Below are 8831 nucleotides of genomic sequence, written 5' to 3' on the forward strand. Positions count from 1 at the left end.
TAGTCGGACCGAGCGCCGCCGTAACGTTCTCCGTCGTCCTGGTACAGTCTCGCGGCCATGTATGGTTTCACACGCCAGGCATTGGCCCAGGGCGCGTCAGGCGCGACGGGGGGGCCGTAAGGCTGCGCCGAGGCCGCCGCGGCGATGGTCAGAACAGTCGCCGCCGCGGCGGCGGCAAGAAGGCATTGCATGGGATGCTCCTTGGAGGCGCCGACGTGAGGTCGGCGAACAGGAGCTTTGTCGCCCACGCGCATGTCCTGGACAGCAAGCGGACGTGACATCGGGTTTAGAGATCCCCGAGCACACTGAGGGTTCCGCAGGACCCGGCGCGTAACTCCTTTAACAGAGCTGGCAAGGCAACCCCTGCGGTCCGCATGAAGTCCCGATCAAATCACGAGTTCGCCCGCGGCCGCGGGCCGCTGTTTTGGGCTGCAGCGGTCCTTGTCGCTGCAGCCATTCTCGGACTGACGGCGTATGACATCTTCGCAGCTAGCAGGCCAAAGGCCGATGATCGGATCTGGGTTTCCGACTCTCATCGCGATTTCCACGGGATCGTACCCGGACCGCAGCGCTAGTGGACGGGGCCGAAGTCCTCGACGTGGGCCGCGAAGCAATCTGGCTGACCGTGCAGATATCGGCGCCGGTTTTGATCGTCGGCCTGGTTGTCGGTGTTGCGATCGGGCTTGTGCAAGCCTTGACACAGATCCAGGAGCAAACACTCGTGTACGCGCCGAAGATCGTTGCGATCTTCGTCGCGCTCCTGATCTTTCTGCCGATGATGGCCACCCAGATGAAAAGCTTCATGGAGCACATCGCTCAGCGTATCTCTGCGATGTAGCGACACCGCCGGCCCCAAACCCGAGCACATTGAACGGAATTCACGGTCGAGACAGGTAACGCCGACGGCGCGCGCGTTAGTCTCAAAAATCTCAGAGGGAGAGTAAACCGATGCAGCTGATGGGGTGGGACCTAAGACATCCGAGGACGCATCTCGGCGTCGTCGTTGTACTTGGCGCCGCTGGACTGCTTGTGGCGATAGCCGTTGGCGTGACCATCGGACTTGGACTTTACAATATCGGCGCTGACGCCCCTCACACACGGCCCGTCTACACGGTGCTGGAGATCCTTCGCGACCGCTCCATCAGCGCCCGGGCGGCCGGCATCAAATCGCCGGTGAGCTTGGATGATCCGAAGCGGATCGCGAGCGGCGCCGGCCTCTATGCCGAGATGTGCAGCGGCTGCCACCTCGCGCCCGGGCTCGCAAAGACGGAGATGAGCCAGGGCCTCTATCCGCAAGCGCCAGAGCTCTGGCGGAACGCCGATTTGACTGCGAGCGAGCAGTTCTGGGCTATCAAGCACGGCATCAAGATGACAGCCATGCCCGCTTGGGGGCGCAGCCACAGCGACGAGCTGATCTGGGACATGGTGGCCTTCGTGCGGCAACTGCCCAAAATGTCCCCGGCACAGTACCAAGCCGCTATCAACAGCGCCCCGGCCGGCCACGACGAGATGATGAAGCAAGGTGGCGGCATGCCTGGGATGACCATGCCAGGGATGATGGCCCCATCCGCGCAATCCGATGGTCATGCAGGCGACCGCCACTGAGCCCCACAGCAGCAACCATCTCGCGGATTGCGGGCGTCCGATGAGTGACATCTTCGATTGTCTCATTCTTGGCGCGGGGCCCGCGGGCCTTACCGCTGCGCTCTACCTACGGCGGTTTCGTCGCAGCGTCTTGGTCGCCGACGCGGGACACAGTCGCGCGGCGCTGATCCCACGCAGTCACAACGTGCCCGGTTTTCCTGGAGGCGTCCGGGGGCCGGACTTGCTGTCGCGGCTTCGAGAACAGCTGGCGCCGTTCGACCCTGTTGAGTGGGCCGGACGGGTGGCGGGATTGGACCGGGTCGATGGCGACCTTTGGCGCGCCGAGCTGGAGGAAAGGACGGTGTTCGGCCGGACCGTCCTGTTCGCCACCGGGGTCATCGACCGGCGGCCGCCGATCCCGCAACCAGAGCGCGCCATCCAGAGCGGGCTCCTCCGGTTCTGCCCGATCTGCGACGGGTTCGAAGCCTTGCTGGACAGGATCGCCGTGATCGGGGGCGACGAACACGCCGCACGCGAGGCGCTGTTCCTACGTGCTTACAGTCCGAGCATCAGCGTTCTCGTCCTGGGCCCCAACCATTCGGTTTCCCGGTCCAGCCGGGAAATGCTCGAAGCGGCGGGCGTCCCGCTGGTTCCTGTGCAGCCGGGCAGTTTGAGCGTCCAGGACGACCGGCTGCACGCCAGACGGATGGACGGATTGGCCCTCGAGCCCTTCGACGTGGCGTACGGCGCCCTGGGCGTTGAGCCGCAGTCGGACCTGGCCGCGGCGATCGGTGTCGTTGTCGACGATTCGGGCTGCATTCTCGTCGATGAGCACCAGCGCACGTTTGTACCGAACGTCTACGCGGCGGGAGACGTCGCCCGTGGCCTTGATCAGATCAGCGTGGCTGTCGGTGAGGCGGCGATCGCCGCGACCGCGATCCACAATAGCCTCCCGCCTCTTCGGGTCGTCCATGGCTGAGGCGCCTGCCGCTGGCGGCTAGGCGTTGCTCGCACGTGGCGCTGGCCGGCTGCTTTGTCGTGGCCTCTCGCCGCGATCAGCGCCTCTTGACCTGGGTTTCAGCACGCTGTCGGGTTTCAACGCCGTTTGGCTCGCCATCACTTTATCCATTGGTCCAAGGGTTGGCGTACCGGCGCCGCGTATCCTTAGCGAGGGTGAGGAGTGCGCAGATGAGCGACGGCCTGGACCGGATGTTGGCGGAGCTGGCGGCGGCTCCGAGCGAACTAGCGTTTGAGAACATTGAGACAGCAGTGCTACGCCGGATTGGGGTTCTGCGGCAGGAAGCGCGCATGGTGCGGGAGCTCGTACCGGTACGGGTCGCCTCCCTCGTGCTGGCGCTAGCGATGGGCGTCACGACCGGGGCCGCGCTGGCCGCATCGGCCATGCTCACACCGACCCCCTACGCGGTACTGTCCAGCGTCGGCCACTTCGCCCCGTCGACGCTCCTCGAGGGGCGACACTGAAGGTGAGGCTCAAACACTGTCGGTCCGCGACGGCGCGGACGCGTCGCTCAACGCTCGACCTGGCCGCAGAGCCGCTTCAGGTCCTTGTGAGCAGCGCCTATGGGCTGACACAACCGTGATATCCCCGCTGCCACCGGAGCCGCTGTCGCGGCGTTGGCGCACGGCCGCAGCCGCAGTCGGTCAGCCAGGCCGCGGCTGCCTCGCATCTGACCCGGGGGTATGCGCTCACGGCCGGTGATTCGAGGACTGGCGCAGGGCGATCATGACACCACAGGAGAGCCGAGGCCGTGATCAATCCATTCTTCATGTTCGCCACAGGTATCGAGAACAGCATCCCGACCCTGGATCAAGGACGGGTGCGTGTCGACGAAATGGAGAAGTGCGGCTTCTACAGCCAATGGAAGACCGACTTTGACCTCGTCGAGGATTTGGGTGTGCGTTTCCTGCGCTTTGGACCGCCGCTGCACAAGACATACCTCGGGCCGAACCGTTTCGACTGGGAGTTCGCCGACCTCACCCTTGCCGACCTCAAGCGCCGCGACGTCGTGCCGATTATCGACCTCTGCCATTTCGGCGTACCCGACTGGCTCGGTAATTTCCAGAATCCGGACTTCCCCGAGCAGTTCGCGCGCTACGCCAGGGCCTTCGCCGAGCGCTATCCTTGGGTGCAGCTCTATACGCCGGTCAACGAGATGTTCATCTGCGCCACCTTCTCCGCTCTCTATGGCTGGTGGAACGAGCAGCAGACCAGCGACCGGGCCTTCGTGACGGCTTTGAAGCATCTGGTGCGCGCCAACCTGCTCGCCATGCATGAAATCGTACGCGTGAGGCTGGACGCCATCTTCATTCAAAGCGAGTCCTCGGAGTATTTCCACGCCGACACCCCGGCCGCCATACGTCCCGCGGAGCTGATGAACGCCCGGCGTTTTCTTTCGCTCGACCTTAACTACGGTAAGAGAGTCGAGTCTGAGATGTACGAGTACCTGATGGACAACGGTATGAGCCGTGAAGAATACCACTTCTTCATGCACAGTCATCTGCGCCATCACTGCATTATGGGTACCGACTATTACATCACCAATGAACACCGGGTGGCGGAGGACGGCCGCACCTGGGCTGCGGGGGACGTGTTCGGCTACGACGAGATCACCCGTCAGTATCATGACCGCTACAGACTGCCGGTGATGCACACCGAGACCAACCTGCGGCAAGGTCCGCAGGGGCAGGAGGCGGTCGAGTGGCTATGGCGCCAGTGGGCCAACGTGCTCAGGGTGCGCAACACAGGCGTCCCCACAGTCGGCTTCACCTGGTATTCGCTCACCGACCAGGTTGATTGGGACAGTGCGCTGCGCGAGACCCGGGGCGCCGTCAATCCGCTGGGTCTCTACGACCTTGGCCGCAACATTCGCCCGGTTGGCCGCGCCTATAAGGAGCTCATCGCCGAGTGGCAGGACGTGCTGCCCGCCCAGAGTCTCTGCCTGACCGTGCCCATCGTGCTGCCGAGCGAGACCGACGAGCCCTATGTTCAACGCCGGCGCGACTGGATGCGGCAGTACATGGCGCGGCGCGAGCAACAGGATCCGCAGTCTGGCGGGCGTTCGGCTTGACTTCAGATTGCGTCGTCCGCGCAGCCGAACCGCGGCAAGCGCGTTGCTGCGGGAGCTTAGGTTCTCAGCGAAGGCGCTCTCGACATGCGGTTTGCGGACAAGGTCGTGATTGTCACCGGATCGACGTCGGGGATTGGACTGGCGACCGCGGCGGCTTTCGCCGCCGAGGGGGCGCAGGTCACCCTTGTCGGCCGCGGACGGGAAAAGGGACAGGCAGCTCAAAGCGCCGTCGAGGCGCGCGCCCAGGACGGGGGTGGCGCGATGTTCGTCCCGGCGGACCTGTCGCGTCCGGAAGAAGCCCGCAGGGTGGTGTCTGCGACCCTCGAGCGCCATCGGCGCGTGGACGTGCTGGTGAACAATGCGGCCATGATGACGTTCGCGCCAATCCTCGATCTGCCGGAAGCTGACTGGGACCGTGTGATCGCCGTCAACCTCAAGGCCGCGTTCCTGCTCGCCCAAGCCGCAGCCCCACACATGCCGCCCGGCGGCTCCATTGTGAACGTCTCATCCGTGCATGCGCAGGCCACCGGTCCGCTGGTCGTCCCCTACGCGGCCTCGAAGGGTGGGCTGGAAGCGTTCACCCGAGGACTGGCGATGGAATTGGATTCCCGACAAATCCGCGTCAACGCTGTGCGGCCCGGCGCTGTCGACACCCCGATGCTGTGGGAGAATCCGAATGTGAAATCTGGTCTGGAGGCGGTGGACCGAGCCGAGGTGGGCGCGCCGGAACAGATTGCTGCGGCGATTCTGTTCCTCGCCTCGAACGAGGCTGGCTTCGTCAATGGCGCTGTGCTGAGCGCCGACGGCGGCCGACTCGCCCAGTTGGGCGGCGCCAAGCGCGCCTGAGATGGCGCGGGCACGCGCCAGATCGCCGGCCGAGACAAGAAAACGACTGAGTCTTGCTGGATGACCCCCTGCTGGCGCGTATCCCTCAAGATGGGGTCAGACGACAAGGCAAAGGGAGCGCACGATGGCCGAACGCGAAGTGGTGCTGGTGACCGGTGGCAGCGGCTTCATCGGCAGCGCCGTGATCAAGCGCTTGGCGCAGGACTATCGCGTTGTGGCGCTGGACCGCGCAGGTCCGCCGGACCCGCCCACAGAGGCGGAAGCGGTCGACTTCGACCTCGGCACCGACGAAGGGGTCTCCAACGCCCTGGAGACAGTTCGCGCTCGCTTCGGTGGAAGGATCGCTTCTGTCGTGCACCTGGCCGCCTACTTCGACGTCTCCGGCAAGCCCAACCCGATGTACGACAAGATCACGGTCCAGGGGGCGCGACGGCTGGTCGAAGGCCTGCAGCGGTTTGAGGTCGGCCAGTTCATCCTCGCCAGCACCATGCTGGTGCACCAGCCGACAGACCGGCCGGACAAGACCATCAACGAAGACTCGCCCATCTCGCCGGGGTGGGCCTATCCGGAATCGAAGGTCCGGACCGAAGCTCTGGTGCGCCAGGAACACGGCCACATCCCGGTCGTGATGCTCCGCATCGCCGGGGTCTACGATGACCTTGCCCACTCCCCGTTCATCGCCGAGCACGTGGCGCGGATCTACGAGCACCGGCTGACCGCGCACGTCTACCCCGGCATGCTCTGCGCCGGGCAGGCGTTCGTCCATCTTGACGATCTGATCGAGGCGATCGCCAAGCTTGTCACGCGGCGAAGCGAGCTGCCGACCGAGCTTCCCCTTCTGCTCGGAGAGCCCGAAGCGCTCGGTTATAGCGAGGTCCAAGACATCATCGGACAGGCGCTGCATGGGGAGGACTGGGAGACGATCCGCATTCCTAAGCCTGTGGCCAAGCTAGGCGCCTGGTTGCAGACGGAGGCGTTGGGGGACGATGAGTTCGTGAAGCCGTGGATGGTCGACCAGTCGAACGATCATTACGTCCTGGATATCACCCGCGCTCGAACCCTGCTCGATTGGGTCCCGCAGCATAGCCTCAGGGCGACCCTGCCGAAGATCGTCGACGCATTAAAGCGCGACCCAACGGGCTGGTACGAGACCAACGAGCTCGACCCGTCGGTCGTCGCCTGGACGCGCCCTGACAGCGCGTCGCACGAACGCGACGCTGGCGCGACCCACGCAGGCGGCGGCGAGCCTCTGAAGCACGACAAGATGCAAGCGCCTGAAACCCTCGTGGCCCCGACGGCACAGCACGCAATGCACGGCGGCGGCGGCGGCGGACATGACCACATGGCGATGATGGAAGCCGACGCCCGCCGCGTGCGATGGGCGCATTTCGCCAATATCGGCCTGGGGCTGTGGCTCGCCGCTAGCCCACTGATCTACGACGGAATGGGGGCCGCGGCGGCGAGCCCGCTCGTGCAGGCGGTGAGCGATGATCGGGGGCTGGCCGGCCTAGATGCGCGGGCCACGGCGCTGGTCCTAAGCGATCTCCTGAGCGGGCTAGCAATCGCCACCTTCGGCGCGCTCTCGCTCTCGAAACGCACCGCCTGGTTCGCCCAATGGGCCAACACCTTTGTGGGCCTTTGGCTGCTCTTCGCGCCGATGCTGTTCTGGACGCCGAGCGCCGCGCAATACCTCAACGACACTCTCGTGGGCGTGCTGGTGATCGCCTTCTCGGTGCTGATCCCGATGATGCCCGGCATGAGCATGGCCGGGATGATGGACCCGAAGAATATCCCACCCGGCTGGACCTACTGTCCCTCGACCTGGGCGCAGCGTCTGCCGATTGCCCTGCTGGGACTGGTCGGCCTGCTGATCTCGCGTGTACTCACCGCTTATCAGCTGGGGCACATCGACGCGGTGTTCGAGCCCTTCTTTGGCGGCGATCCCGTGAACCTGAAGAACGGCACGGAAGAGATCATCTCCTCCTCAGTGTCCAAGGCCTGGCCAATCCCCGATGCCGGCTTGGGGGCCATCAGCTACACGCTCGAGATCTTGATGGCGGTCATGGGCGGCCGCGACCGCTGGCGGACGATGCCGTGGATGGTGACCTTCTTCGGCATCCTGGTCATCCCGCTGGGTGTGGTCAGCATCTACTTCATCATCATTCAACCCATCGTTATCGGAACCTGGTGCACGCTCTGCCTCTTCGCGGCCCTGGCGATGTTGATCATGATCCCGTTCGCGCTGGATGAGGTGATCGCCACGGGCCAGTATCTCTGGTGGGTGCGTTGCACCGGCAAGCCGGTAATCCGTACCTTTTTCCGGGGCGGCCCCGTGGGCGCCGGCGGGGTTGACGAGGCGGACGCCCTGTCGAGCCCAGCCGCGTTCTGGAAGGATTCCGTCCGGGGGATGACCCTCCCCTGGACGCTCGGGGCGAGCGTCGCCATCGGAGCGCTCCTGATGCTGACCCGGGTCGTGTTCGGAGCCTCCGGCGAGATGGCCAACAGTGACCACGTGGTGGGCGCGCTCGTGATCACCGTCGCAATCATCGCCACCTCGGAGGTGGCCCGTCCGCTTCGACTGGCCAATGCGGCGCTTGGAGCCTGGCTCGTCGCCGCGCCCTTCCTGCTCAGCGGAGATACGCTGGCGGGCCAGATCGCCAGCATCGTGTTGGGCCTCGCCCTCGTCGGCCTCAGCTTGCCGCGCGGACGGCGCAGCCAGGAGCGCTACGCAAACTGGGACAAGTGGGTGGTCTGATCGGCATACCGGTCCGAAGACATCATCGATACGCGCAGCAGCGTGCCTAAGCTGTCGACGCCCCGTCCCGATGGCAGGGAGTGGCCCGAACTCGCCTGCGGTCATTAAGCTGCATAGGAAACAGCTAGAACAACGCTAGACCACGGAACTTCCTGTCGGCAAGACGAGTTGCAGGTTCGCGTCGCCCTTCCAAATTGAGCGGCAACAAACGTTCCAACCGCAGCAATCTTCAGCAGGACCTACCATGTCGCACAAGCTCTCCCATAACTGGAAGGATACACCGCTCCAAGACTTGGCCAATGAGTACATGGCCGCCGAAGGTCTGACGTTTGACTTCGATGCCGGCCGCGAGCGGTACGACTATCAAATCGCTATCGGCGATGAAGGGCGCGACGTGCTGGGCGGACGTGGTGACCGGGACCACTTGTGGGGACTGGGCGGCGACGACCAAATCTCCGGCTCACGCCAAAACGACGTTCTCTACGGCGACCAGGGCCAGGACACTCTCAGCGGCGGAGATGGCGCCGATCGACTGACCGGCGGCAGCGGCGGCGACC

9 protein-coding genes are annotated in these 8831 nt (G+C 64.8%); 8 read left to right on the top strand and 1 reads right to left on the bottom strand.

Annotation, left to right across the window (positions count from 1 at the left end):
• On the bottom strand, positions 1-191 hold a 191-nt coding region (locus AX721_RS28195; protein WP_231754691.1), incomplete at its 3' end, for a hypothetical protein.
• Positions 192-574: 383 nt separating this feature from the next.
• Here AX721_RS28195 and fliQ point away from each other — a divergent pair.
• The 8 genes from fliQ to AX721_RS28665 all read left to right on the top strand — a co-directional run.
• Positions 575-838 (top strand): flagellar biosynthesis protein FliQ, encoded by a 264-nt coding sequence (gene fliQ, locus AX721_RS00790; RefSeq protein ID WP_068874026.1) that lies wholly within the window; start codon positions 575-577, stop codon positions 836-838.
• 110 nt (positions 839-948) lie between these two features.
• Positions 949-1605: a cytochrome c gene (locus AX721_RS00795; protein ID WP_082765409.1), complete on the top strand. Its 657-nt coding sequence runs from the start codon at positions 949-951 to the stop codon at positions 1603-1605.
• A 40-nt stretch (positions 1606-1645) separates the two neighbouring features.
• Positions 1646-2563 (top strand): NAD(P)/FAD-dependent oxidoreductase, encoded by a 918-nt coding sequence (locus AX721_RS00800; protein ID WP_082765415.1) that lies wholly within the window; start codon positions 1646-1648, stop codon positions 2561-2563.
• Between the two features lie 209 nt (positions 2564-2772).
• On the top strand, positions 2773-3066 hold the full coding sequence (locus tag AX721_RS00805; RefSeq protein WP_068874027.1) for a hypothetical protein: 294 nt from the start codon (positions 2773-2775) through the stop codon (positions 3064-3066).
• A gap of 287 nt (positions 3067-3353) precedes the next feature.
• Complete coding sequence (locus AX721_RS00810; protein WP_231733230.1) at positions 3354-4673, top strand: family 1 glycosylhydrolase; 1320 nt, start codon at positions 3354-3356, stop codon at positions 4671-4673.
• A gap of 84 nt (positions 4674-4757) precedes the next feature.
• Positions 4758-5519, top strand: coding sequence for an SDR family NAD(P)-dependent oxidoreductase (locus tag AX721_RS00815; protein ID WP_068874028.1), 762 nt, complete (start codon positions 4758-4760; stop codon positions 5517-5519).
• Positions 5520-5643: 124 nt separating this feature from the next.
• Positions 5644-8274 carry a vitamin K epoxide reductase family protein gene (locus tag AX721_RS00820; protein WP_068874029.1) on the top strand — a complete coding sequence of 877 codons (2631 nt, stop codon included), beginning with the start codon at positions 5644-5646 and terminating at the stop codon, positions 8272-8274.
• A 244-nt stretch (positions 8275-8518) separates the two neighbouring features.
• The coding region (locus tag AX721_RS28665) for a calcium-binding protein (protein WP_369807883.1) at positions 8519-8831 on the top strand (313 nt) is incomplete at its 3' end.

The sequence above is a fragment of the Phenylobacterium sp. CCH9-H3 genome (genome assembly GCF_001557235.1).
Classification (GTDB): domain Bacteria; phylum Pseudomonadota; class Alphaproteobacteria; order Caulobacterales; family Caulobacteraceae; genus Phenylobacterium.